This is a genomic window from Liquorilactobacillus sicerae (genome assembly GCF_029916425.1).
Lineage (GTDB): Bacteria > Bacillota > Bacilli > Lactobacillales > Lactobacillaceae > Liquorilactobacillus > Liquorilactobacillus sicerae.
The window spans coordinates 111,251-138,090 of record NZ_JAHAVQ010000006.1 but is presented as its reverse complement, the minus strand read 5'-3'; the positions used below and the strand labels follow the sequence as shown (position 1 = coordinate 138,090).

General features: G+C 34.2%; 22 protein-coding genes and 5 pseudogenes. 22 read left to right on the top strand and 5 right to left on the bottom strand.

The window, feature by feature from the left end; genetic code table 11:
* Positions 1 to 301: 301 nt before the first annotated feature.
* Positions 302 to 457 (bottom strand): annotated as a pseudogene (locus KH893_RS05775) (transposase); the annotation flags it as partial.
* Positions 458 to 460: 3 nt separating this feature from the next.
* Between KH893_RS05775 and KH893_RS05770 the strand changes: the two are divergent.
* The 5 genes and pseudogenes from KH893_RS05770 to KH893_RS05750 form a co-directional block, all read left to right on the top strand.
* A pseudogene (locus KH893_RS05770) lies at positions 461 to 979 on the top strand (topoisomerase C-terminal repeat-containing protein); the annotation flags it as partial.
* A 120-nt stretch (positions 980 to 1,099) separates the two neighbouring features.
* On the top strand, positions 1,100 to 1,315 hold the full coding sequence (locus tag KH893_RS05765) for a hypothetical protein (RefSeq protein WP_056991697.1): 216 nt from the start codon (positions 1,100 to 1,102) through the stop codon (positions 1,313 to 1,315).
* 2 nt (positions 1,316 to 1,317) lie between these two features.
* Complete coding sequence (locus KH893_RS05760) at positions 1,318 to 2,526, top strand: ArdC-like ssDNA-binding domain-containing protein (RefSeq protein WP_281165197.1); 1,209 nt, start codon at positions 1,318 to 1,320, stop codon at positions 2,524 to 2,526.
* Positions 2,527 to 2,968: 442 nt separating this feature from the next.
* Positions 2,969 to 3,757, top strand: coding sequence for a hypothetical protein (locus KH893_RS05755; protein ID WP_281165196.1), 789 nt, complete (start codon positions 2,969 to 2,971; stop codon positions 3,755 to 3,757).
* Between the two features lie 170 nt (positions 3,758 to 3,927).
* Positions 3,928 to 4,419, top strand: a complete 492-nt coding sequence (locus KH893_RS05750) for a hypothetical protein (protein WP_281165195.1) — start codon at positions 3,928 to 3,930, stop codon at positions 4,417 to 4,419.
* A gap of 265 nt (positions 4,420 to 4,684) precedes the next feature.
* Here KH893_RS05750 and KH893_RS05745 read toward each other — a convergent pair.
* The 3 genes and pseudogenes from KH893_RS05745 to KH893_RS05740 form a co-directional block, all read right to left on the bottom strand.
* Positions 4,685 to 5,370 (bottom strand): annotated as a pseudogene (locus KH893_RS05745) (IS6 family transposase).
* Positions 5,371 to 6,661: 1,291 nt separating this feature from the next.
* Positions 6,662 to 6,811, bottom strand: a complete 150-nt coding sequence (locus tag KH893_RS13060) for a hypothetical protein (RefSeq protein WP_345803725.1) — start codon at positions 6,809 to 6,811, stop codon at positions 6,662 to 6,664.
* The gene (locus tag KH893_RS05740; RefSeq protein ID WP_427859927.1) at positions 6,798 to 7,229 is read right to left on the bottom strand and encodes a glycerate kinase; all 432 of its coding nucleotides are present in this window, start codon (positions 7,227 to 7,229) and stop codon (positions 6,798 to 6,800) included. Before KH893_RS05740 ends, KH893_RS13060 begins: the two co-directional genes overlap by 14 nt.
* 184 nt (positions 7,230 to 7,413) lie before the next feature.
* Between KH893_RS05740 and KH893_RS05735 the strand changes: the two genes are divergently transcribed.
* Positions 7,414 to 8,073, top strand: coding sequence for a hypothetical protein (locus tag KH893_RS05735; protein ID WP_281165193.1), 660 nt, complete (start codon positions 7,414 to 7,416; stop codon positions 8,071 to 8,073).
* 123 nt (positions 8,074 to 8,196) lie between these two features.
* Here the strand turns inward: KH893_RS05735 and KH893_RS05730 are convergent, their stop codons facing one another.
* Positions 8,197 to 9,315, bottom strand: coding sequence for a PucR family transcriptional regulator (locus KH893_RS05730; protein WP_281165192.1), 1,119 nt, complete (start codon positions 9,313 to 9,315; stop codon positions 8,197 to 8,199).
* Positions 9,316 to 9,479: 164 nt separating this feature from the next.
* On the opposite strand from KH893_RS05730, the gene KH893_RS05725 reads away from it, so the two are divergent.
* The 16 genes and pseudogenes from KH893_RS05725 (at position 9,480) to manA (ending at position 26,755) form a co-directional block, all read left to right on the top strand.
* Positions 9,480 to 10,760, top strand: coding sequence for an MFS transporter (locus KH893_RS05725; RefSeq protein ID WP_281165191.1), 1,281 nt, complete (start codon positions 9,480 to 9,482; stop codon positions 10,758 to 10,760).
* A gap of 29 nt (positions 10,761 to 10,789) precedes the next feature.
* The gene (locus tag KH893_RS05720) at positions 10,790 to 11,698 is read left to right on the top strand and encodes a carbon-nitrogen hydrolase family protein (RefSeq protein WP_281165190.1); all 909 of its coding nucleotides are present in this window, start codon (positions 10,790 to 10,792) and stop codon (positions 11,696 to 11,698) included.
* Between the two features lie 4 nt (positions 11,699 to 11,702).
* A complete protein-coding gene (locus tag KH893_RS05715) occupies positions 11,703 to 12,887 on the top strand; it encodes an amidase family protein (protein ID WP_281165189.1) in 1,185 nt (394 codons plus the stop codon).
* A 16-nt stretch (positions 12,888 to 12,903) separates the two neighbouring features.
* On the top strand, positions 12,904 to 14,148 hold the full coding sequence (locus tag KH893_RS05710; RefSeq protein ID WP_281165188.1) for a chloride channel protein: 1,245 nt from the start codon (positions 12,904 to 12,906) through the stop codon (positions 14,146 to 14,148).
* Between the two features lie 943 nt (positions 14,149 to 15,091).
* Positions 15,092 to 15,811 (top strand): GntR family transcriptional regulator, encoded by a 720-nt coding sequence (locus KH893_RS05705; protein WP_281165187.1) that lies wholly within the window; start codon positions 15,092 to 15,094, stop codon positions 15,809 to 15,811.
* 19 nt (positions 15,812 to 15,830) lie between these two features.
* Positions 15,831 to 16,313: a PTS galactosamine transporter subunit IIB gene (gene agaB, locus KH893_RS05700; protein WP_281165186.1), complete on the top strand. Its 483-nt coding sequence runs from the start codon at positions 15,831 to 15,833 to the stop codon at positions 16,311 to 16,313.
* Between the two features lies 1 nt (position 16,314).
* The gene (agaC, locus tag KH893_RS05695) at positions 16,315 to 17,124 is read left to right on the top strand and encodes a PTS galactosamine transporter subunit IIC (protein WP_281165185.1); all 810 of its coding nucleotides are present in this window, start codon (positions 16,315 to 16,317) and stop codon (positions 17,122 to 17,124) included.
* Positions 17,114 to 17,937: pseudogene (agaD, locus tag KH893_RS05690) on the top strand (PTS galactosamine transporter subunit IID). The gene agaC and the pseudogene agaD overlap by 11 nt, the downstream one beginning before the upstream one ends.
* Position 17,938: 1 nt before the next feature.
* Positions 17,939 to 18,367: a PTS sugar transporter subunit IIA gene (locus KH893_RS05685; RefSeq protein ID WP_281165184.1), complete on the top strand. Its 429-nt coding sequence runs from the start codon at positions 17,939 to 17,941 to the stop codon at positions 18,365 to 18,367.
* A gap of 250 nt (positions 18,368 to 18,617) precedes the next feature.
* Positions 18,618 to 19,022: pseudogene (gene tnpA, locus KH893_RS05680) on the top strand (IS200/IS605 family transposase).
* A 212-nt stretch (positions 19,023 to 19,234) separates the two neighbouring features.
* Positions 19,235 to 21,130: a BglG family transcription antiterminator gene (locus KH893_RS05675; protein WP_281165183.1), complete on the top strand. Its 1,896-nt coding sequence runs from the start codon at positions 19,235 to 19,237 to the stop codon at positions 21,128 to 21,130.
* Between the two features lie 5 nt (positions 21,131 to 21,135).
* Positions 21,136 to 21,588 (top strand): PTS sugar transporter subunit IIA, encoded by a 453-nt coding sequence (locus tag KH893_RS05670; protein ID WP_281165182.1) that lies wholly within the window; start codon positions 21,136 to 21,138, stop codon positions 21,586 to 21,588.
* Between the two features lie 2 nt (positions 21,589 to 21,590).
* A complete protein-coding gene (locus tag KH893_RS05665; RefSeq protein ID WP_281165181.1) occupies positions 21,591 to 21,914 on the top strand; it encodes a PTS fructose transporter subunit IIB in 324 nt (107 codons plus the stop codon).
* A gap of 23 nt (positions 21,915 to 21,937) precedes the next feature.
* Complete coding sequence (locus KH893_RS05660; RefSeq protein WP_281165180.1) at positions 21,938 to 23,032, top strand: PTS fructose transporter subunit IIC; 1,095 nt, start codon at positions 21,938 to 21,940, stop codon at positions 23,030 to 23,032.
* A gap of 122 nt (positions 23,033 to 23,154) precedes the next feature.
* Complete coding sequence (locus tag KH893_RS05655) at positions 23,155 to 25,776, top strand: glycoside hydrolase family 38 N-terminal domain-containing protein (protein ID WP_281165179.1); 2,622 nt, start codon at positions 23,155 to 23,157, stop codon at positions 25,774 to 25,776.
* Between the two features lie 16 nt (positions 25,777 to 25,792).
* Complete coding sequence (gene manA / locus KH893_RS05650; RefSeq protein WP_281165178.1) at positions 25,793 to 26,755, top strand: mannose-6-phosphate isomerase, class I; 963 nt, start codon at positions 25,793 to 25,795, stop codon at positions 26,753 to 26,755.
* Positions 26,756 to 26,840: the final 85 nt, after the last annotated feature.

Below are 26,840 nucleotides of genomic sequence, written 5' to 3'. Positions count from 1 at the left end.
CAATATCCATCGGCTGCGTTTCGACCGCATTATTCGGTGATGCATTTGGCGAAAGAGACGGGCTTCAAGTTTCCGCAGTGGCAAGTAGCCTTGGATGGATTCATGCAGCAGATTGGTGAAAAATAAAAAATATAAAAAAGTTTATGACCGTAACTAGTTAAAAAAATGGTGTACGGGTTTAAGTCAAAAACTCTTATTACACTTGTTTCATTAGTATTGCAAGAGGCTTTTTATAAAATTAGGTGCTTACCCAAATGTTTTATCCATTTAACTTGCAATTTAAATTGGTATAGCTGGATTATTAAGCTATCTGCTCTGCGGAATGGATGGCTTTTTTGATGTAATAATGATAATTTAAGCTGACGTAGCTGTTTTTTAAAGATAATAAGATTCGTAAGCGGAAGTTTTCAAAATTTCTAAATCCATATGCGGTCCTTTTAATGACTTTGATTTTATTAAAGGAATAACTTTATGTAAGGCAGTAGAGTTAGAACCTCTATTGACAAGCCCTGAAATGACCGCAAAATGGGAACTAGCATTAAAACAAATTAGTCAAAATAAAAGAACCAAGGATAATTTCGTAGAACAAATCAAGAAGTTTGTAACAAAAATAATTAATGATGTACCAGGACAAATGGAACAGAGTATGTCGTTGACCAGCCAAGTCAAGCAACAACAAGTTAGTGAAGCTAAAGCAAATGAGCAAGCCCAATTAGGAACTTGCCCACTTTGCAAGCAAGGTAAAATTGTTGATAAAGGAAGCTTTTATGGTTGCACTAATTATAAAGGCGAAAAGCCTTGTAAATTTACTTTACCGAAAAAGTGGAGTGAAAAAGCAATTGGAAAAACAGCAATTAAAGCATTGATTACCAAAGGTACAACCGCCAAATTAAAAGGCTTTGAAAGTAAAAAAACTGGTAAGAAGTTTGACGCAAAATTGAAGTTAACAAATGGAAAAATTAGTTTTGATTTTAATTAATTACGCCTACCGCCCTTCACGTTGTTTCGGTTGGTGAACCCGCTGTTTAGGTTCACTTTTACAGCCCCCAAAGTAAACCTAAACAGCGGGTGAGATTAGCAAATCAAAGGAGATCATAAAATGAACAATGAATTAGAAGTTTTAGCAAGTGAGTTACCTATTTTGGATAGCAAAGAAAATTTTAAATACATTGAAGAAGTTAGCGGTGACGGACGTTATCGACAAGTTGCCTGGCAAAAAGTAGCTAGCAATTATATAGCTTTATATGGTCAAGAAGAGCTAAAAGTAATCAATAACCAGTCGTTGGAAATTGATTTTCCGGAAGAGGAGGCTTAACAATGAAACCAACTAAGGCCGAAGCAGAAGCATGGCGGAAAAAGCTTGTAGATGATGCTGAACAAAAAATTTTAGACTTAACAGATAGTGATAAATTCAAAGAATATTTAGATACTTTAGCAAAGTTTCATCAGTACAGTTCTAGGAACATATCTTTGATTTACTCGCAAGACCCAACAGCGTCAGAGGTTGCAGGTTATAAAAAATGGAAAACAGATTTTAACCGTCAAGTCAAAAAAGGCGCAAAATCAATCCGAATTGCTGCCCCTATCATAAAAAAACTAACTCCAGAAGAACAAAAACGATTGAATACAACAGACGAACGAGGAATAGTTGGCTACCGTTACATTCCGGTTTTTGATATTAAACAGACAACAGGTGAACGTGTATTAAATGTTACGGATTTTGTCAAAGAACATTTAGCAGAGCATAAAAATGTAACAGCATTGTTTAATGAGTTTAAAGATTATTTGAATAAGAACACTAATCTCAAAGTTAGTGAAAAGCCCCTAGCTGAACTTGAAGGAGCAAAAGGCTATTTTGTACCTAAAACCAATGAAATTGTTATTGGTGAAGATGAACCTGATTCAGCTTTAAAACTAAAGACTTTGTATCACGAATACGCTCATAGTCAACTACACGGGTTAACATCAGAGTTTAAAAATCGTCCACGAGAATACCAGGAAACCCAAGCGGAAGCCGTAGCTTATGTAGCTATGCAAAACATTGGTGTTGATACAAGTGATTATTCACTAGGTTATGTTGCCACCTGGGCTAAAGATAAGGACTTGATCCATAGTGCATTAAGTGAAATTCAAAAAATCAGCAATAAGACTATTGAAATGACTGATATTTTAACAAACAAATTAGGCTTACAGGAAGAATTGCAAGAAACCAATAAAATGCCAATTGAGAAGTTAAACAGTCAATTCATCAGTTTAAATACTGGTTTAAAAGACCTGGAGAGTAAAAATGCACTTAGTCTAATAAAACTAGAGCAAGCAAAAAAAGCAGGCAATCAAGATTTAGCCGCTAAAATTAACCAAGAAATTAAAGATAGTCAAGATTCAAAAAATAAGCTTACAAGTTCTTTAACAGCAATTAAGGCAGAAATTAGTAAACGCACACAGCAAAACCTAAATGAGTTTACAAAACAGAATCCGGAAATCAAGCAACCCACTCCAGAACCGGAACCAAGCATGAAACGTTAGCCAACTTTTGAAAGTTATCGTAGTTTACATACAGGTATTGATTCATACATTAATTACTATTCTAACAAATGCTATGCCCCGAAATTTGGTGGTCTTACACCGCTAGAATGTCGTAAAAGTGCATAAAAAGCTATATAAGGATAGCTAATAATTTTATAATTCACTGTGCCTACTTGATAGGCGTCAACGCCGATGACTTCGAATAATAATTCGAGAATCATATTGTTTTTCTTTGAAGTGATTTTTCATAACGTTTCCCTCATTTTTCGTAGATTTAGTTAAAATTATAGTGTAAACTTGGTTTAGAAAAGCTTTGCAACACAACCATAAAAGGTATACGTATATAATTTGAGAATAAGGAATTGGAGAAATGCTTTAAGAACTACGTGTATATTGAGTAGTTAAATGAATGAATCAAATTTAATTTTAGGAGAAAAATGAAATGATACAAACAATAAAAATTTATATTAAAAGTACGATTTTCTGGATAGCAACATCATTTTTGTTATGTGGGATTTTAATAGGCAGCATAACATATTCTGCTAAAATAAATCTCTTAGAGTTTTTATTTTTTACTGATTCTAGACATTTTTCTTGGATTTTTCTCACATCTGTGGTTGCCATATATTCTTTCTTCTTTTCAGTATATACAAATGCCAAAAAATATAATATAGAGATTATTACTAAAACTAAAACTCAAAAATTAGATGCATTAGAAGAGCAATCAACTTTATTTTTGGCTACGTCCACATCTTTAACAAACCTAATTTATGAGGTAGTGGGGGATTCTTTATATGATTTTGCTGAAGTCAAAGATGAGGACAAAGAAATGCAAAAAACAATATCTGATAAATATAATGAATTACGTAGGCTAAGAGAATGTGAACTTCTTGCTTTTGATCAGATGAATGATGCGGAGAATGTTAAAAATAGCATGGAGAATTATTATGACATCGTTAAAAGTGGTATGAGTAGTTATAAGAAATGTTTGCGGACTATAAAAAATTGTGAGCAAACAAGAGATAAAAAACCACTTATAATAAATGCTCTTTTTTGCAAAGATCCATATAATCAAAGTAAATATATATCCAAAGATGGATTGAGACAATATAACGATACCATAAAAAACTTTAACCATTCATCTTACCAAGCAAGGAAAATATTTCGACAAAATATTTCGGAATATTTAAAAAAGAATTGGAGTGAAGTGACGGAGGAATATAAATTGTAGAGAGTATCAAGAGTTTTGTGTAAATTAAATCGTTAATCGAAAAATATTTCTAAAGTGTCTTTAACCTGATCAAATCCACGATAAACATGATAATTTAGTTTTTTACTAGACCCCAATGAAATTAACTAGAAAATGATTTTTTTACTTTATTCAAATAAAAGGAGAAAAAGATGAATTATAAATATTATGAAGAAAAATTAAGGGATATAAAAATAAAAGCTCCCATTGAGGCAGGGGTTGAAGTACTTGCATTTAATGTGTTGGACAATATTATAGATTCTGAAAACCTATCACTTGTAGTTATTAATAGCATCAATAAAAATAGAAATGCGAAATTGACAACAGATGCAGGGATTTCTGATTTAGCTGTTGTTTCAAAAGATTTTTCGTTTAAGCCTGCTAAAGGGGAAGTATATGGCTTTGTAGAAGTTAAATTTATAGATAAAAAATATGATGAAAAGCAAATTGTTGGTCAAATGTCATATGTAAAGCATTTACTGTATACTGATGGGCTAATCTGGAAATATTTTGAAAAAGTTGATAATAAAGTGACTTGCAAATGGAAAATATATTTACTTAAATATAGTAATAAACTAACTATTAGTCAAAATAGTTTTAATGATTTATTAGAAAATTTGCGGAATATTGATTGGGGAAAATGAGGTTTACTTATTAAGTAGCGAATAATAATGATAGGGTATTGTGTTCTGACAAATATACAAATTAAATAGAAAAATTAATTTAGAGGGCTTGATTGCGGAATTTTTCCGCGGGCAATCTGTTTCTGCTAATACATTAAATAAGCCACAAATTTTACTTGTGGGGGGGCAAGTAATTATGCCAAAAAAGTATACGATTGATGGTAAGGCTCTGGTGCAAAATTTAAAACAAATGCATATTAACTAACTTTTCTTGGATATTGACAGCTTACGCTATCAATAATTGCTTCAATCCAGCGATTACTGAAAACCCGAAGAGACTACCATTTCTTCGGGTTTCTTTTCGAATCGCATGGACAACTTCAACCCCGGCTAAAGTTTTAGCGGCAGTTCGGATAGTTTGAAAACCAGCTGAGCAAACCCATGTCTTTTAATGAATTGATGGTCTTGCTCAATTAGATTATTGCGATATTTGGAACATTGATGATTTGCTTTCTCCAATAAGCCGTCTTTAATCACTTGCTTAATGGCTTTTAAAGTTCCACCATATTGGTCAGTTACCAAACAATTGGGACGACCATCGGTCGTTAATAATCGTTTCAAGAAATGGTAAGCGGACTGATAATCACGATGTTTACGTAACTCAAAGTCTAGCGTTAATCCCTGATTGTCAATGGCGCGATACAAATAGCACCATTGACCTTTAACCTTGATGTAAGTCTCATCCACTCGCCAACTTTGAGAAGCTGAATGTTTATGCCGACGCCACAACACCTGAAAGAATGGTCCGTAGTGATGAACCCAGCGCATAATCGTTGTATGATGAACAGTAATTCCACGATCACGTAAAATCTCAACGACATCACGATAACTCAAATTAAATCTGAAGTAGTAACCAACAGCTACCAAAATAATGTCTTGTTGGAAATGCCGACCTTTAAAATAATTTTTCATCATATCTGCCTCACCTTTTAGGCTAATTATACCCAAAATAAGTTAAACTGAATTTTTTGCACCAGAACCTGTGATTACACATAAGGCGATTCCTAACTGCGTCTAAAAAGTGGCCTTTGAGAATAACGATAGTTCTCATTTCGTGGCTCTTGATGGGAATAAAACCTGTCTCTGTGATTTCATCACCATTTTGGATATTCACCATTTCAAGGTAAGGGTATATCCCTTTATCTTCATCTTGATTTTTAAAGTTCTTGGAAAGTATATGGTATACCCAAGACTTTGTTGTGTGTATAGTCTTACTATTATTGTCCTTGTAAAACCTAAGCTTCGTTCTAATGATGTATGGTAATAACTTGCGATATAGATAGAACTTCCTGTTTGTAACCATTATCCCTAGCAGTTGCGAAGCCTCTGTTCCTACACTGCCATTATATACAACAATAGCCGTCTCAAAATCATTACTTCCTGAGGAGTATTCAAAAGATTGCCTTAGTTTCTTGTGACTATTTCTTAGAAATGTTATCAATGTTAATCCGAATGCTAACCAACCTACCGATATATGAATGCTAATCCATTGGATTATATTTAAAATGAATTCCCATGATTGAACCATAAACAATTGTATAGCTTTCAACATTATAAAATCTTCTTTCGTATTTGTTTGCATTTGCACTATTGTTACTTTTACTCTCTATATTAATATAACAATTCTCCAGAAATAAATAAGCACTGAAAAAAGCATTAAGTTATGACAGTTTTTTCAGTGTTTATTTTAAAATTTAACTTAAAAGCCAATTTTCATCTATTTAGTGTTATAACGCGACTACAAAATGATTAAAAGTTAACAAATGTACATTTGCGGTGTACCCTTTTGTAACTATCTAGAAAGTGCATTATTACTAATTGCATATAAGTGATTCAGATGTGTTCTGAAAAATGACTAAAATTGGTTGCGCGTGTTAGTACCTAAGATCACAATTTAGCACGTCAACTTGAGCAATAAAAAATACTGGAGTGTCCAAAGTATTTTAGGGGGAAGTTTCTGGTAAAGGTACTGATCGTTCGCAACTACAAAAAATGCTGAACTATTGTAAGCACCTAATAATCGACCGTCTATTAATCACCAGCGCTTTGGCAGTAAAATTGCCTCATCATGATGAAATGATGAGGTGTTTTTATGACAGATAAACCTAATGTTGTTCAGATCAAAATGGATCTTTTAATACGCAGGCTTTTGTAGCGAGCGATTATTAGCCGTTTACATACGCTTTGACGGATATCCTATTTTTTAATGTTGTTTGACAGTTTTGATTAAACGAGCAATATTTTCAGCAGTTTGTTGAATATCATGTTTTGAATCGGCGAATGCTCGTTGAAGATTTTTCGCACCAGCGGGAGAAGAGAAAATTGCATCAAAGATCTGGTTATCGCGGGCCAAAAACCGCTGAAGCACCGTTTTTGCCAGTTAAAGGATTGGTCACGTCCGAAGCAATCAAGATTTCCGTTTTAGCGATCCGCGAATTGACTTGTGAGATATCTAAATGATCAAGTTGGTTTAAGTTGCCGCCGCCAAGCAGTATTGGCTGTCCGTTTTTGGTCAGTAAACGAGCTCCCCATACCAGCTCCGCCATCATTAGTTGCGCTGCCGCCGATCCTGAGGATGATCCGACGTGATGATTCAAAGCATCAAGAATTAATTCATCAGTCCCAAAAGTGGTAGTAATCAGCGGATTGTTTGGATTTTTCGTTTGGTTTTGTATCCTAAGTACTGGTGATACGGAGAAACGTAATCCATAAAATACACTCATAGATGAATGATCAGACCTAAGCAATAATTTGGTGACCTTAAGTTGCATTCTTTTAAAAACCTTAAAATGCTCCAGGCCGGATCTAAAATTTTGTTCATCCGTTCAATTTCCTTTGGGTTTTCTATATATGTAATGCCGATTAATTAATTTCAAAAAAACTTTCAAAAAAAATGCGCCTTTTTAAAAGTTTACGTATTAATATATAGAGCCAAAAAGAAAGGAAGTAATCTTAATGAAACAATCGAAAATTGAATTTCTTGATGTAACTAATTTAACAGTTGCCCATAAGTTCCTCAAAATGGAATTGCCGGAAGCAGCTTTTAGCGCTTATTATCAGGATAAAGTCTTGATTTTAACTTATCCGAGCGCTTTGCAGCGTGAAATGATCAGACTTGAATTGCGGAACGATCCAGATCTTTTTAATTTCAAAGTAGGTGACCAATATTACGGCGTGGTTGATTTAAAAGAATTTCAGCCATCAGTTCTTGAAAATGATAAGACTGGTTACAAACTGTTGGCAACTTGTTTTAAATTAAAAGAGTATGATGCGACCTTGTTTTTGTCCAGTGAATTTAATGAAATGGGTTCCTTTCCAGTCGTCAATGTTCGTGAGAGTGATACAGAGGAATTTGTTGAAGATGGCTTCCTTCGGGCAGATTTTATCGGAAAAACTAATGCCTTGAAAGTTATGGTTGAAAAACAAACGAATGTGCTAATCATTAATTTCTTTGCTTATCGAAGGGAAAGTCGTGTTTTCCACGCTGCCTGCTATTTTGAGATCCTTGATCCAGAAAGTGAAGACAGCGACATAGTTGAAAAGTACAATGATTATCACGAGGGGGCTTCAGAATATTTGGAAGAATTAAAACGCCAGAAAGATGATGATTACTAAAAGTTGGTTGTTAGTAAACTCCTAATAAACAATTATTTGCCAAAAAGATGATAGCATCTAAATTATAGCTTTAGCCTAATTTTAGATGCTGTCGTCTTTTTAATTTTTTATTGACACTACCTCCTAACCAACAAAAAATCCTTTTTCTTGCAAATAAAGAAGGTTTAGACAAATGTTTAAATTTACAATTTCACTTGTATTATTTAGGTCGACAGTTAATATTTTTTCAACCTTATGCAAACGATATGTCAAAGTTTTGGGATGAATATACAATTTCTTTGCTGCCATAGTGATATTTAGACTTGAGTTAAAATAAGTTCTCAGGGATTTACAAAGATCTGGATTTTCTTGCCAAAATTTTTGTAATTTTTTGGTCAATAATGTCCTTATTAAGGTATTTGTTGGCAAACTAATAAATAATTTATTAATTCCAAGATTTTCATAACTAATAAAGTTCTGGTGAAAACTCAAGCAATTAGTTAATTTTCTAATATTTGATAAATCATTTTTGGCTTTTATGAAGTTGTTTATTTGAAATAAATCTCCAGCAATAAAGTGAGCATTCTTAATAGTGATTAATTGTTCACGTATTAAATTGTATTTATTCTCATTTATTAAAATATAAAGATTGTCTTGGATAAATCCTAGAATAGCGTCCCTATCACAATTAATTACAGTGTTAATAATTATTTTGAATATTTTAAAACTTAAATTGAGATCTCTTAGAGAAATTAAACGAAGATTATCTTTTTCTTTTATCGACAATTTGTTGAATAGTAGCTCTTTTTCTTTGTTTGTCAGTTCCTCTGACAGCAGTTTTCTAAAGATATGCTCCCAATATTGATCTAAGTAAGCTTCAATACCTTGAATTGAGTTAATTTTTAATTGAGTAAATGAATTTATTATTTCACGATATTTTATATTCTGGATTTCGATTAACGGCAAGCCAATGTGTTGGCTTAAGGCTATTAGTTCAGTTGGTATTTTTTTCAAATATTCATTTTTTTTGACCACCAGGCCCCCAGCTTGGTGGTTTTTTAAAGAGATAATCAATTTTTCTTTTTGGTTTGCATCAAGACCGTAAAAACTTGTCAATATCAGTTCATTCGGAATTATCCAGTTCTTAATATCTGGGGATGCCATAACCATAACTTCTGAAATAATGTGGTTCTCCCCATCAGGATTTAAATAATTATAAGAATTCTGAGGTAACTTTGCCAATAAGTCATTCAAAATTATCATGATAAAAGCCTCCCACGTTATGTTTTATCACATGCAGATAAAAAATGAATAATATTTATACACCTCTGCCATTTAAATTATTTTGGAGATGCTTATTATATGTTATATAACATAACATTACATTATGCTATTGAGAAGTAAAAATTGATTAGGAGGCAAATATTATGAAAAGTGCTTTGAACTCAGACTTTAACAAATCTACTCAAGATACTAGTTCTAATGGTTCTAAAGTCTCAGAGCGTTACTGGTGGAAAGTTGTTGTGCTCTGCTTTTTAGGTTGGATTTTAATTTATGCAGATCGTACTATCCTAAATCCTGTTATGCCGCAGATAGCTAAAACGTTTCAACTTAATAATGCACAGTTGGGGTTGATAAGTAGTGTCTTCTTCCTCGCATATACTTTGTTTCAAGTTCCTTTTGGCATTTTAGCAGATAAAGTTGGCAGAAGAATTATGATTACTTTAGGATTTATCTTGTTTGCTGTTATGACATTCTTTTCTGGGATTGTAACAGCCTTCGGGACTTTCTTAATTATAAGAGCAATGGCAGGAATCGGAGAAGCTAGCTATTATGGACCGCAATATGCTTTATCTGGAGAAACCATACCAGTTTCTAAGTTGACACTTGGTACTGCAATTATTAATAGCGGGATGGCATTTGGATCATCAGGTGGATATCTTCTTTCGAGCTATTTAGTACTTCAACATCATCAACACTGGAGTATTCCGTTTTTCATAATATCTATTCCAACGTTGATAGTTGGTCTGCTTTTCATGACCTTAAAAGAAACTCATTATTCGAAAGCTAAGAAAACAGAATTAGTTAATTTAAATAGTCAAAATATTAATTCACATCAAATTCGTGATATTTTTACGAATCGAAATTTAGTCTTAGCATTTTTCTTATGTTTTTGTTCTATATATGCATATTACGTGGTTTTAACTTGGCTGCCCCAATTTTTAGAAGAAGAGCGTGGTTTTCAAGGAACATCTGTTGGTTTTATTTCTTCTCTAGTTCCTTGGGCTTCAATTCCAGGAGCTTTGATGTTTGCTAAATTGTATGATAAATATCAACACACAAAAACTTTAATTTGGATTTTAATTTCTTTTGCCGTAGTTTCATTACTTTTGGTTGGTTTTACACATTCAAGAATTGTTTTAATTATCTCATTAATTGTTTATGGTTTATCGGGTAAATTAGCAATTGATCCGATTTTAGTTTCATTTGTAACTAAACAAGCTGGTCAAGTTCGTCTATCAACTACACTTTCAACTTATAACTTTATAGGTATGTCCGGATCTGTTTTAGCACCTTATATCACTGGGTGGTTGTCAGATCAGTTCGGTAATATGACTGTTGGTTTTTACTTAGGAGCTATTTTGCTGCTGGTTGGTGGTATCGCTTTTCTTGCAACTAATGATGTGAAACAAAAAGCAGTTCATTAACTTATAAAAGTGGAAGGTGTTGATTTTAATTGAAAGACATTGCAAATATTGCTGTCATAACATTTCATGCTTTATGGGGCCAAAAAGAGAAAAATTTAAATCGAATCTTAGGATTGATCGAAAGTAGCGCCAAACGAGGTGCCGATTTTGTTTTATTGCCAGAAATGGCACTGACCGGTTATGATGATCAATCACAAAAAAGTTTTGAAGAGAAGATGCAATATAAGTTGGCAGAATCGATTCCTGGACCAGCAACTGCAGAAATAGAAAAAGTTACCAAAAAATATCAAGTTTATGCTTTTGTTGGTATGCCAGAAATTGATCAAACGACTAACAAAATTTACAATTCAATGGCAATTTTTGGACCAGAAGGCTTGATTGGCAGTTACCGTAAGATGCATCTTCCAGGACTGGAGCCAAACTGGGCTACTCGGGGAAATAGCCCCAGAATTATTGCAACACCTTGGGGACCAGTTGGTTGTGCAATTTGTTATGATACCTGGACTTTCCCAGAATTAATGCGTTTTTATGCTGCCAAAGGATGCCGTTTGTACGTAAATATTACGGCAACTTCAAAAATTCGCGGTAAGTATTTGGCAAATGCTAATATTGAAGCTGGTGTGATTCGTGATTGTATTTTTGTAGCATCTGCTAATTTAGGCGGCAAAGATTTATACAATGATTTTTGGGGCGGCAGCAGTGTGGTTGGACCAGGAGAAGATACCCTAGAAGCCTATTATTATATTGGTGGTCGTTATACTGACCCTAAGGCGAATGAGTCCAGGATCAATCTGACAACGATCGACTTATCATTAGCATCTCGTTATATTTATGAGCCAAATCCTTTATTGCAAGGGAAAAGCGATTTTCGGCCTGACATTTATGCCAAAATGTATCACCAGCTGGCAACCGAGTTTGCACAAAAAGGGAGGCTTTAATGTCATGGGATCGAAACAAACAGCTTACGTTGATCCTGATTTTCAGTTGGATTTTAAGATTAAGGGGCCGCTAACTGGTCTGACTTTTTCAGTTAAAGATGTTTTTCAGTTAAAAGGTTTTAAAACCGGCCTGGGCAATCCAACTTGGCGTGCAATTCAAAAACCGGCAAACCAAACAGCTTTGGCGATTACTAGATTGCTAAAACATGGAGCGATTTTGCAGGGAGTCACTGTTAGTGATGAATTTATGTTTTCAATCAAGGGCAGCAATCTTCATTACGGAGCACCACTTAATCCCAAACATCCAGCTTGTTATACTGGTGGTTCAAGTTCTGGTTCAGCTTCTGCAGTGGCTCAAGGATTGGTTGACTTTGCGCTTGGGACTGATACAGGCGGATCAATTCGGGTGCCGGCAAGTTATTGTGGGATCTTTGGTTTTAGACCTACCCATACGTTAAATTTGTTGACTGGAGTTGCTCCGTTAGCACCTAGCTTTGACACTGTCGGTTTATTAACTAACACTCCGGAAGTTTTACAACAGGTCGGGCAGTATTTATATGAAGGAAAAGAGCAATTAATACCTACACAGCTTTATTATTTAACAACAGGTGTACCAATTGCGGATCAAAAAGCTTATTTGGCTAAGATTTATCAGTTAGCTGCAGTATTGCAATTATCAGCTCAACAAGTACGACTTTTTGAATTTCCCAAGCATTGCCAACCAGACAAATTACAAAAATTATTTCGAGATCTCCAGGGTTATCAAGTTTGGGAAAATTATGGATCATGGATCACACAACATTTTGACCAAATTGGTCCAGATATTGCTGATCATTTTCGTTATGCTTCGCAACTAAATGACAAACAAATTTTGAGAATCGAAGAACAGCAAAAAAATGAATATGCTGAAGCGATGGCGGCAAAGTTAAGTAATCAATCATTACTGATCATTCCAACAACATCATCTGAGGCACTGCGCAAGGATTTGCCTTTCAAAAAAGTAGAAAAGATTCGGCAGCAGACACAAGAATTGACAAGTATTGCTGGTTTAGCAAGTTTGCCACAAGTGGTATTGCCAATAGGACTGAATGGTCATGATTTCAGTTTGTCGTTGATTGCCGGTCCTGCAACAGATCTGAGCTTATTACGATTAGTTCCTAAAATATTTGCTAAAATCAATTCTTTATAAGTTAGGTTGTGTCTGCGTGAATAATATACGTCAAAGGGAAAACCAGATTTTATTTTTTTCTACTATTATGTTAGGAGTAATCGTTGGGATCAGTTCGTTATTGTTAAGTATCTTGCTTGATATGACCGAAAAGATTTTTCTAGCTTTTCAAGAAAGTGTTAAGCAACCAGTTGCTACAACTGTTTTGCCAGAACAGCGATTAGTATCAGTCCTTTTAGGTGGAATGATAGCAGCTATTATTTGGTGGTACTTAAGAACTAAATTTAAACCGACGATTTCAATCAATAAAGCACTTACTGGTCAGCAAATGCCTCCGATTCAAACAGCAATTCATGTTATGACACAGATTTTTTACGTTGGAACTGGTGGCTCGATTGGCAAAGAACTAGCGCCTCGTGAAGCAGGGGTGATGCTGTCGCAGTTATGGGAGCGGCTTTTGCAACGGCTTAAATTGAACCTATCAAAAGATGATCAGCAGTTATTACTTGCAGCTGCAGCTGGTGCCGGTTTTGCTGGAGTTTACAGTGCGCCTTTAACAGGAATGTTATTTTGTGTAGAAATGTTGTTAAAAAAGGTTTCTAAAAAGATTGTTTTAGTTAGTTTAACGATGTCGTCAATTTCAATGATGATCGGTACTCTCGTGAAAGGCTTCGGACCATACTATCGAGTTGGCAGTCAATATTTTTCATTCAAGTTTCTCATTTTAGTTATAATTGTGGCTCCTTTATGTGGACTAGTTGGTGGCCTTTTTCGCAATGCTTTTAAAAAAGCGGGTCAAGCTCGAACCAATAAAAACAGCATTTTATGGCAATTACCTGTCGTAGCTTTTTTGACTGGCTTGATCTCGCTAGTCTTTCCGCAGATCATGGGTAATGGTCGTGCGTTGGCACAGTTAGCGATTGATACAACCAGTCGCAAACTGATCTGGTTGTTATTATTGGGTGCAATTTTAAAAGTGATCGTAACGATTTTAACGATTAAAAGTGGGGCTTCGGGTGGTACGATTACGCCTTCAATTGCAGTTGGAGCTGCTTTAGGAGCAATACTGGGATTGAGTTTGCAATCATTTTTGCCAAATATTTCTATTTGGCAGTGCAGTATTTTAGGTGGTTGTAGTTTGCTTGCTGCTTCACAACAGGCACCATTGATGGCTTTAATGATGCTTTTTGAGATCAGTCATTTGAATTATTCGGCAATTTTACCATTAGGCTTAGGTGTTACTATTGCGGTTGCAATGTCAAATTTCATTGTAAAAAAATAAAAAATCATGAAAAAAAGATAGTCAAAGTTAAGTTGTTGAACTGATATCACACTTGATTTCATGAGAAATGGTACGCGGCTGCATCCAATTAAACTAGCAATATCTACTTGAAGTTTTCTAGCCTTCAAGTAGGCTTCAATTTTGCCTCTTTCTTCTGGTAAATGTTACTGTTAATGTTTTTTGATAGTTATTCCTGGATTATAAGTCATGGGGATGTCCTTTCTTTAGAGTCATTGAGTACTTTAAGTTTAGGCCTCCATGGCTTATTTGTATATTTTTTATTTGTTGCACTTAGATTGTAAATTGGGAGCAAGCACCTAATAATTGACCGTTTGCCCAAAAGGCTTCAGTATCCCAAATTATAGCTTTAACTTAATTGGAGTACAGTCATTTTTTTAATTTTTTATTCTAAATGATTTTTGCAGCTGTCTGCTATTATGAACTTGAGGCTTAGAAACAGTCTTAAGCTTATTTGTTAGTTTTTGTGCGTACTCATTTTGAATGCTTACGATATCTTCATTTTTCGAGATTGTACCAATAGAGCTATTTGATAAACATGGCTTAAGTCACGGAAATCGTGGCGCTATTCATAAATTATGTCATCGAGGTAAGTTTCGTCCAAAAAAGGGTATGGATTGGCGCACACCATATGAGGTCAATTTTGATAAGGTGTTGCACTTAATTTGACAATTCAAGGTTTCAGTTGTTTAAATAAAAGCTCAAATAATATAGAATGATTGTATTAATCGGCTTTAATCAGCAGTGATTTTTCAAAGAAATTGTTTTCAGAGATTTTATGACATAATTAGTTTGATAACTATACTTGCAAGTGGATACATTTTATTAATATTATTCTCTTACTGAAAGCGTTGACAGCCAGACAAAATGGTGCTTAAATACAAGTGTGGTTGTTATAAATATATAACAAGTTAGGGTGATCCTAATGGCGCGCGTGCAGCCACTATATCAAAAAATGTTAGATGATTTAATTTATCAAATTGAATCTGGAACGATTCCTGAAGGAAATAAGTTACCTTCAGAGAATCAGTTATGTGATTTGTATCATGTTAGTCGCATTACAGTTCGACGGGCATTGGCAGAACTCGAAAAGAGAAAATATATTTTCAAAAAGCAAGGCCAAGGATCTTTTGTTAAAACAAATGATGATGAGGATGGCATTGGATTAAAGTACTTAAACATTCGAAAAATCATTGAGAGTATGGGTCTTGATTTTGGCTTTAAAGTTATTCATTTTGATTTAATTGTTGATGGTTCTTTGAAGAAAATTCGTGGAATCATGAATTTAAGTCAAGACACATATATTTATAATATTGGAATTATGTACTATGCCGATCAAAAGCCGTGTTTTTATTTTGAAAGTTACTTGTTATTTAATCGTTTCCAAAAAATTTATTTATCGGAAATTTTAAATAACGATTTATTTGCTTTTTTACGAAAGAAATTTGGTTTTAATGCTCGTTTCACAACAAAGATAGTTTCTGGAGTAATTGATAAAAAATCACAGAAATTATTTGACTTAAGTCGTGGTGATCCGTTAGTTAACGTGTATCTCAGAGGCTTTGAGAGAAATGAAGGAATTGAAAAAATTTCTTTTTACGGGCACGCAATCGCAGTTGGTGATTTAATTATGTACATTATCTAGTTTAAGGAAGGTTACTTATATGAATACACCACAAATTGTTTTAACCAGAATCGATAACCGTTTAGTTCATGGACAAGTCGGCGTTGTGTGGACTTCTTCAATTGGCGCAAACTTACTGTTAGTTGTTAATGACGATACGGCACAAGATGAATTGCAGCAGCAATTAATGGCCGCAACGGCTGAAACTTCGGGAGTGGGGATTAGATTTTGGACAGTTGAAAAGACAATCAAAAATATTTTTCGGGCAAGTCCCCGTCAGAAAATCTTTTTAGTTGTTAGAACGCCACAGGATGTTCGACGGCTGGTTGAAGGTGGTGTACCAATTGATCAGGTGAACATCGGCAATATGCATTATTCAGAAGGTAAAACACAAGTTACAAAATATACCTATATGGATCAAGCAGACAAAGATGACTTATTATTTTTGGCTGATCAGGGTGTAGATGTCTATGTTCAGGAGGTTCCAGAAGATAAGAAGCAATCAATAAGGGATGTGATTTAAAGTGCAGATTACATTAATGGAAGGCATTTTAATTTCGATTTTCACTGTCGTAGCGGGAATTGATTTTTGGTTAGAAGGTTTTTATATTTTTCGGCCAATGATTGTTTGTACCGTTACCGGATTGATACTTGGTGATTTGCGCCTGGGAATTATTGCTGGTGGCTTGACTGAATTAGCTTTTGCTGGTTTGACTCCGGTTGGTGGAACTCAGCCGCCTAACCCAGTTTTAGCCGGCGTCATGACGGTTGTTTTAGCTTTTACAACTGGCAAATCAGCAGCAGCATCAATCGGCTTGTCGTTACCATTCAGTATTTTAATGCAATATATAATTTTATTTTACTACTCAGCTTTTTCACTTTTTACCAAAAAGTTGGATGTTTATGCCAAAAATGCCGAAACCAAGAAGTTTGCCCGCTTGGCCTTGTTGCCAACATTGATTGTTGGTTTGACATATGGAATTGTAACTTTTCTTTGTGCTTATGGTGCCCAAGCTCCAATGAAGGAATTAGTAAATTCAATGCCGGTTTGGTTGAGTCATGGATTTAAAATTGCTGGGAATATTTTACCGGCTGTCGGCTTTGGCTTACTTCTTAAGAGCATGCTTAAAGTTGAATTTGTACCATATTTGTTATTAGGATTTGCCGCAGCCTGCTTTATTAAGTTCAGCAACTTAATGCCAGTGGCGGTCATTGGTTTTTCTTTAGCAATGATTGTTTATTACCGTGACAAGAAAGAAAAAGCTAACCAGAAAAAATTATTAGAAAAGATTGACGAAAGTAGCATGGGAGGGGATGGCAGCGATGGAATCTAAAGAAACCAAAAAGCAGCGGGGAAAATTAACCCAACGTGATATTACCAAGATGGCTGTTCGCTCAATTTTTAACCAGTCAGCTTTCAACTATGAAAGAATGCAAGCTGATGGCTGGACCATGGCAATTCTGCCGACGCTAAAAAAAGTTTATCAAGAAGATAAAGATGGTTTAGCTAAGGCGATGACGGCTAACTTACAATTTATCAATACTAATAATTATGCGGCACCATTTTTAATGGGATTAGAGGCATCGCTTGAAGAAAATAATGAAAAAAGATCAACGATTGATGGATTACGAATTGCGTTGTTTGGACCTTTAGCAGGGATTGGTGATGCAATTACGTGGTTTACAATTTTGCCAATTTGCCAATTGTTGCCGGGATTACTGCTTCATTTGCTAAAAGTGGGAGCATTCTAGGGCCATTAATCTTCTTCATGGTCTATGTACTCATGTTTTTGGCGAGAATTCCAATTGCTCATATTGGTTATAATACTGGTGCAAGAGCAATCACTAAAATTCGTGAAAATTCAGCGATTGTTTCTCGTGCTGCTGGAATATTGGGTTGTACAGTTATTGGCGGTTTGATTGCAACTTATGTTTCAATTTCGGTTAAAACGAAAATTCATGTTGCATCAGGTCATTCAATCTCAATCCAAACACAATTTTTTGACCGGATTTTTCCTAATATTTTGCCACTTGGGTATACGTTCTTATTATATTGGCTGCTTAAAAAGAAGAATACGAGTCCAGTTTTGTTGATTGTGATGACTTTTGTTTTAGCAATTTTCTTATCTTGGTTAGGAGTTTTGTAAAATGAAGATAGTAGTAACTGGTCATGGAAAATTTGCTGAGGGAATCAAATCAACTGTTGAGCTGTTAATGGGGCCAATCGAGGAGATTAAATACGTTAACTTTACTGAAGGCAAAAGTGAAAGTGAGCTCGACAATGAGTTTAAGGCGATATTGGCGGATGGTGATAAAACGGTATTTTTTTGTGACCTTTTTGGTGGGACACCCTTTAAACGAGCAGTTGTCGTCAGTGATAACAATAATGATGCAGCGGTAGTTGCTGGTTGTAATATTGGGTCTTTGATTGAGGTAGGGATGCAGTTAAAATCTTATTCACATTCAGCTGCTGATATGGCGGAACAATTAATTGGATTGAGTAAAGTCGGCACGCGTTCTTTTGTTAAGAAGAATCTTGCTTTGCAGCAAGATGATGATTTTTCAGATGGAATTTAAAGTGAAATGTAAGAAAAGGTTGTTCCAAAATTAAGTTAAATTAAATCAACCTCCAAAGTGGATTTTTAAAAATCTACCTTTGGAGGTTTTGTTATTGTCTTTAGACCTAGTTGAGCTTGCTTGCGTGCGAAACAAAAAACCACCTGCTTTGCGGGTGGAAAAACAAACGGTTAAACCAAAACGCCCCCATAAGATTTAAAATGTAGGTGTCAAAGCCAAACATTTAAAAATCGAAAGGGGACGCTAAAAATTGGCGAACAGGTTAAATAGTCTTGAACATACAAAATGGTTATGCAAATACCATATCGTCTTTACACCAAAGTATAGAAGAAAAATCATATATAATCAATATCGACGAGATTTGCAAAATGATATTAGATTGTTATGTCAGTATAAAAGGGGGAAAGTTCTGGAAGGTCATATGATGCCAAACTATGTGCATTTGCTTTTAAGCATTCCACCGAAATTAAGTGTTTCAAGTTTTATGGGATATTTAAAAATCTATCACAAATGGCTTTTTTTGTTTCTAACTTAATTCTACAAACGACGAGTATAAATTTGGAAATCGTCATTTTTGGTTGGAAATTATGTAAGTATGGTTGGAATGAATGAAACAACCATCAAGAAATATATTCAAGGTCAAGAAAAAACATGATCAAGCGGTAGCAAAAGTGACAAATGTAGTTTAGCTTTGATATAAAAAAGCTAGTGTCTTGAGACGCTGGCAAGTACATGGGGCTTTGGGGCAAACACCCGCTTAACGGTTGGTTATAATTTGGAGGCACTAATGAATAGTGTAGTTTTTAGGAATTAAATTGTAAAAAGGCTTACATTATAATAGGAATATAGAAAGAAGGTGAAAAAATTATGGCTTCAACCAATAAAACAATGAATGAAATAGTCAGTTTTATTATGGTTAATTCAAAAGTTCACTATCATCAATTAATTGAATATACTGGTTTATCACGTAAAACAATTGTTAAATATCTTGATCAAATTCAAAAAAAATGCAGTTCTTTTGGGGTTGAATTAGTACGTAAAAGAAACGTGGGCATTTATTTTAAAGGAAATGTTTCTAAACTAAAAGAAAGTTTTCAAATTTCTTTAAATGAAGCAGATAGTTGCTCACGTGAAATGCAAATATTAGATTTTCTATTAAAAAATAAAAAAACAATATTATTGGATGATTTAGCTGATAAATTTTTTATCAGTCGAAGTACTTTGATTCGTGAATTAAATAAACTAAAAGAAAGTTTTGGAATAAAGATTTCTAGTAATGTAAAAGGAATTTTTCTAGATGGGGATAACAAGAGTAATAATGATTTAACAGCAAGAGTGATAAAAAGTTTTTGGGTAACGACAGTTAATCAAAGAAAACATGATGAAAAGTTTACTCGAAACTTTAATATTCCTCCAGCATTGACAAAGTATATTCAAGAATCAAATGTGAGAAAAATGCAATTGATTTTAGCCGAATTTATTAAAAAAGCCAATTTGAATATTAATGAATATGAATATGAATCTTTGCTAATTCATTCAATCGTTGCTGTTCAACGTATAAAAGATGGAGAAACCATTAATGACAATCCCTTAATTGATCGAAAAGTTGAAGTTATTTTGGAAACAACACAGCTGGTTAAACTTCTTGAAAAAAACTTTAATTGTAAGATTCCGGAAAATGAAATAAAGTATTTAAATATTCATATCATTGCTATAAAAGGCAGTGAATTATCTGCAGGTAATATTTCACAACCTTCAGATAAATTAACAAATTTTCTGAAAGAGGAACTTAGCAGTTATGATGAACTTTTAATAAAAAATTTAGTAATCCACTTATTGCCAGCAATAAAACGTTGCAAATTGGACATTTATATTAAAAACCCATACACGAAACAAATAAAACTCAAATTTCCGCTAGCAATTGATGAAGCAAGTCGCTTAGCGGTAAGTTTGCAAAAGGAATATCAAGTAATGTTTAACGAAGATGAAATTTGTTATATTGCTCTGCATTTTGAATCTTATATTGAACGTGAATCTAAAAATAATCAAAAAATCAAAATTGCTATTGTTTGCAGTACAGGTTATGGAACCGCTGTTCTGTTAAAACAGCAAATAATTGAACATTTTGGGAGAAAATTATCTTTGGAGCTTTTATCTGTTCAGAAATTAATTGAGAATGGAATTGAAGCGGATATAATTTTATCAACAATTCCTTTATCAACGAGTAAAATAAAAGTTCTTCAGGTACCTCCATTTTTAAATGATAAGAACCTTGAAATCATCAAGAATTCAATTGATGAGATTGAGAAAAGAAAGTATTTAGATAACTTTTTTATAAAAATGATTAACCCAAATTGTATCATTATCGAGAATGAAAAAATTGATCGGCAGCAAGCAATTGTTTCATTGACAGATAGACTATATCATCAAGGATTTGTGACTTCTAATATGCAGAAATCTGCAATTGAAAGAGAAAGATTATCATCAACTAGTTTAGGCATTATCGCAATTCCTCATGGAAATATAAAAGAAGTCATCCATCCTGTAATAGGTGTTCTTTCAACCCCAAAAGGAATAATTTGGTCAAATGATGAGGTAAAATTATGTTTCTTTGTTGCTTTAGATAAAACAGTATCTAATAACTTAGATAATATATATTCATATTTCTATGACCTAATTCGAAGTAAAGAGGGCATCAAACGTCTAATTAGATCCAGAACTTCATCGGAACTGTATGAAAATATAAGAAAAGAGATGAATTAGTTTAAATGACTGAACTGTTTGATTTGAATCATATTTACTTAAATCAAAATCTTTCAAGCCGGCAAGAAGTTTTAGAATTTATATCTGGAAAAGCCAAGATACTTATGCTGGGCAAAAACAAAGATTTGATTTTTAATGCTTTTGAAGCACGTGAAAATCAATCATCAACAGGAATGCAAAACGGCATCGCTATGCCGCATGCTATATCAAAAGATATTCAGTATTCTGGAGTTATATATGTGAGCCTAATTAAGCCATTAAGCGATTGGCCAACTTTTGATGATTCACATGTAGATAAAGTTATTGCACTTTTGGCACCAAAGAATGAAGTAAAAGAACATCTTGAAATTTTATCGGAATTTGCTAGTTCTTTAATCGATGAAAATAAAAGAAAAGCTTTGGATAAATGTCAAGATAAAGAAAAAGTTTTGAAGATTTTGAAATTAGAGGAGGAATAATTATGGATTTTGTAGCAATTACTTCATGTCCTGCTGGATTAGCACATACACCTATGGCGGCTAAAGCATTGGAAAAAGCAGCAAAAGAAATGTCGCTTAAAGCAAAAGTTGAACAACAAGGAGCAATGGGATTAAAAAATGAAATTACTTTTGAGGAGGCTCAAAGTGCAGATTTTGTTTTAATCGGTTCTGATCAAAAAATTGAAAAAATGGAAAGGTTCAAAGAAAAACCAGTTTTAAGGGTTGATATAAATATGTGTATTAAAAAGCCCAAAGCAGTAATTGATAAATGTATTAAAGCCGTAGCTGCAAGAAAAAAAGCATGATTGCAAAACCAGGAGGGATTTAAATGAAAAAGCTATTCTCAGATTGGAAAGGTTTTTTGATGACTGGCATTTCATATATGTTGCCAGTCGTAATTGGTGGTGCATTAGTTGTTGCAATTCCTAAATTACTGGGTCTGTGCTTCGGCATTACTAATATTGATGTCTATAAAACAGGTTTTTGGTCTTACATGGTACAAATAGAAAATATTGGTTGGATCGGTGTCGGTTTAGTCAATTTGGTTTTAGCGGGATACGTGGCTTATGCGATTGGCGATAAACCAGCTTTGGCAGCCGGATTTATAGGCGGTTCATTTGCTACTGAAATCAAGGCGGGGTTTCTAGGCGCTTTAGTTGCAGGCTTTGTGGCCGGTTATGTTGCTCGTTGGTGCCATAATAAAATTCATGTTAGTGAAAAGTATGAATCAATAATGCCTTTAGTTGTTGTACCTCTTTTATCTACACTGTCAGTTGCAATTGTTATGGGAATTGTTTTAAAAACTCCGTTAGTTTGGATCAATGAATCATTAGTTGCTTGGATTAAAGTTATGTGTACCAATGGCACCAGTTCGTTTATTTTGGCTTTGATTATGGGGGCTATGATTGGTTCAGATTTAGGCGGTCCAATTAATAAAGCTGCATGGATGGCTGGAAATGTTTTGTTAGCTGAAAAAATTTATGCACCGGCTATGATTGTTAACGTTGCAATTGCAGGTATTCCTTTAGGATACGCTTTTGCTACTTCATTATTTAAAAAACGTTTTTCGCCAGAACTGCTTGATGCAGGTCATAGTGATTGGTTTATGGGATTTATCGGTATTACTGAAGGTGCGATTCCATTTACTCTTGTAAGTCCTTTAAAATTGATTCCTGTCAATATGCTAGCAGGTGCTATTGGTTCATCAACAGCTGTTATTTTAGGAGCGCAAGCAAAAATTCCCCCTGTTGGTGGTGTATATGGATTTGTAACCGTTCACAATGGGTGGGCTTATTTGATTGGATTATTGGTTTGTGCTCTTACTATTGGAGTTTTAGCGCCATTGTTGGTTGATTTTAATGACCACTCATCAGAGGATAAAGAATCATTAGATGAAACCGATATTGATATTAAATTTGATTAGTCAAAAATAAGTATTGGTCGTCTGATGGCTGATACTTATGTTTTTTAAATATAGAGTAGGCGTTTAGTTTATATTTTAAATTTGACGTATAGGCCATAGTTTCAGCACGAGGAGGTATTAAAGTGGTTAAAGTTCATTTTGTAAATCATACTCACTGGGATCGTGAATGGTATTTTACGACTCAGGATGCGCAAGTATTAAGTGATCAGCTTTTTTCAGATGTCTTGGATGAACTTGAACAACATCCGGAAGCAAATTTTACTTTTGATGGGCAGATATCAATAATTGATGAATATACTTCTATGCACCCAGAAGCAGTTGAAAGAATAAAAAAACTGGTAAATCGTAAACAACTTTTTATTGGACCTTGGTATACCCAAACAGATGCTTTACTTCCAACAGGAGAGGCAATTATTAGAAATCTGGTGATTGGTATAATGGATTCTAAGTGTAAATATGGGCAACCGATGATGATTGGTTATTTACCGGACACTTTTGGTTTTAGTGCCCAATTGCCAGTCCTCTTAAACCAAGTTGGAATAAAAGATTTTATTTGTTGGCGGGGAACTAATTTTTCAAGACAGACAAAATCAGTATATTTTAGATGGAAAGGCCAAGGATCCGGAGCTGTATATGCTGCTAATTTTCCTTTTGGTTATTACACTGGTCAGATTTCAGTTGAATCAAAACATAATTTATCACTTTTTGTTAAAAATCGATTAGACAAAGGAATCAAATTTGAAGCTAAGCATAATGACAATCAAGAGGTCTTGATTCCATCTGGCATTGATCAAATGAATATTATTCACAATATTTCCGAAACTTTGGGCAAAATTAATAAATTAAGTAAAAATAAAATATTTTTAAGCTCTTATCCTAATTTTATGAATAAATTACATTTAAAAAAAGATTTGGAAGTCTATCAAGGAGAGCTTAGGTTGCCAACATATTCGCGTGTGCATCGAACAATAGGAAGTGTTAGATCACAACTTAAACGTAAGAACTTTAAACTTGAAAGGATAATTTTAAGAAGAGTTGAGCCTTTGATGGTAATTGCCCAAAAGTCGGGTATTAAGATTTCAAATGGTCCAGTATTAAAATTGTGGAAAAAATTGCTAGAATGCCAGCCACATGACACTCTTGGAGGAAGTGTCTCTGATAATGTTGCTGTAGACATTGAGCATCGGTTTAAAGAAGGATTTGAAATAGCCAATGGGATTGAGAATTATATAAAAAAAAGAATTGCTCAACGTTTGGAATTAAAAGAAAACCAAGTTTTAATTTTCAATACAGATCCGATTCGCTTCAATGGTTTTAAAACAATAAAAATTATTACATCATCTAAACGTATTAAATTTGATTCTGAATATAGTGCATGTGTAATTTCTGAGAAATATTTTCCTGCTAGAAAAAATATTATGCAACAAACGCCTAAAGGGTTTGAATTTAAAACTGAATCTGAATATTATGAATTGACGGTTCAAATTAAAGTATCATTACCAGGTTTAGGATTTAAAGTAATTGATTTTAAAAATTCCGACAAAACGATAGCCTGCTTAGAGACAAATAATGGAAACCTTATACAGAATGAATACTGGAAGTTGAATTTTCATGAGGGACAGTTTGATTTGAATAGTAAACAATATCAATATACGAACTTTATTAAAATTCTTGATTCTGGCAATGACGGTGATACCTATGATTATTCACCGTTAAGAAGTGATTTTGAAAGAGAGCTTTCCTTAAATGGTAAGTGTAAAATAATTAAGAGCCAAAACTTTCAGGAACTTGTTATTCATGGTAGCTGGAAATTACCTGCAACATTAACTGACCGAATTATAAAAAATCCTAAATTAAAAGTTGTTGACTATGTTTTAAAGCTTAAACTTACTAATCACCAAAAAATTATTGATGGGAATTTAAAAATTGACAATCAAATTTTGTCACATCGATTACGTTTGAAGATCAAAACAGGAATTATGAGTAATTATTCAGTATCAGAGATTCATGGCGCATTTGTGAAACACAAGAACTATCCAATTGATTCACATTGGGACCAGGAATTCGTTGAAAAGCCAGTAAATATATATAATTTTGATCAGGCTGTAGGATTAAAAAATGAAAATCATAGTTTATTCTTTTTAGGCAAAGGTATGAAAGAATATGAAAAGGTTGAAGATAGTTTGTTGGTTACTTTAATGTCAACAACTGGACAACTTGGTAAACCGAATCTTTTGTGGCGGCCTGGGAGAGCTTCTGGAGATACGACGAGTGTTGGTCATTTAATGACACCTACTATTTTAGCTCAAGAGGTAGGAACCAACGATTTCACTTTCGGAATTTTAGAAAATAGTAGTGAAGAGGATGAAAATAAGATAGCTAATAAAATACATTCTTGGTTTTCACAAAGCATAAGTTATCAAATTCAAAACTTAAATTTGTTTGTTAATCGTCTGGATAATAAAATTTGGAATATTGAATTTAAAAATGATTTACCAAGGATCAACGAAATGTCGGAGTTCTTAAATTTAAAAATTCCTTTAGTTGTAGTAGCTATTTATCCGGCCTATACAATTGAAAAAGCTTTTGTAATTAGATTAGCAAATTATTCAAATCATAAGGTTGATTTGGCTTGTTTGAAAGATGAAAGTTTTTACGTGTCTGATGCCTTAGAAAAAATTGATCCGACAGCTGATTACAGTGTAAAAGCCGAAAATATGATTACATTGATCAAAAAATATTAGGAAGAGATGAACTTTAATGGTTGAACCATTATTTTTAAAGCCAATATTTCATGAAAAGCTGTGGGGCGGACGCTTGTTGGAAAAGGATTTTGGTTATCAGTTGCCGAATGGTAAAATTGGCGAATGTTGGGCGATTTCTGGCCATCCGCACGGGCCAAACCAAATTATTAATGGCCGCTTTAAAGGTCAGTTGTTGCCAGATGTTTATGCTGCTCAGCCAGAACTCTTTGGTAATCCTGGATCAAAAGTTTTTCCATTGCTGATCAAGTTTTTAGACGCTGAAGCCAGTCTATCAGTTCAAGTCCATCCTGATAATCAGTACGCTCAAGTCCATGAAGGTGAATTAGGCAAGACAGAATGCTGGTATGTTTTGCACGCTGAACCTGGCGCATATTTAATTTATGGTCATCATGCTAAAACTCGTGCTGAATTGCGCCAAATGATTGAAAATGGTGATTGGGATCAGCTCTTGCGTAAGAAGTACGTCAAAACTGGTGACTTTGTTTTTGTTCCCAGTGGGACGATCCACGCCTTGAATCAAGGAATTGAAGTGATCGAAACGCAGCAAAGCTCCGATACAACTTATCGGCTATATGATTATGATCGAGTCGACCAAAAGACGGGCCAAAAACGTGCACTGCATTTGCAGCAATCGATTGATGTGACGGATGTACCTTTCAAAGAGCCAGTATTGAATATCAAGTCTAAAAAAATTGGTCAATCGACGATCACGACTTTAGTGGAGCCACCAGTTTCACCATATTTTTCCGTTTACAAATGGAATGTTACTGATAAGTTGAGTTTAAAGCGTGGTCAGCGGCCATATGTTTTAGCTTCAGTGATTGATGGACAAGGCATTCTGATTGTTAATGGTGAGGAGTTTGCAATCAAAAAGGGGAGCAATTTTGTGTTGACTAATGATCTTAACGAGTGGCAATTTAAGGGGAATCTTGAGTTAATTACTTCCAGTCCAGAATAAGAGACTAACGTGTGGTGTTTAAAAAGTAAGTAAGCGTATTTAGCAAAAATTTGTAACTTATAAACATATAATACGAGGAGGTTGT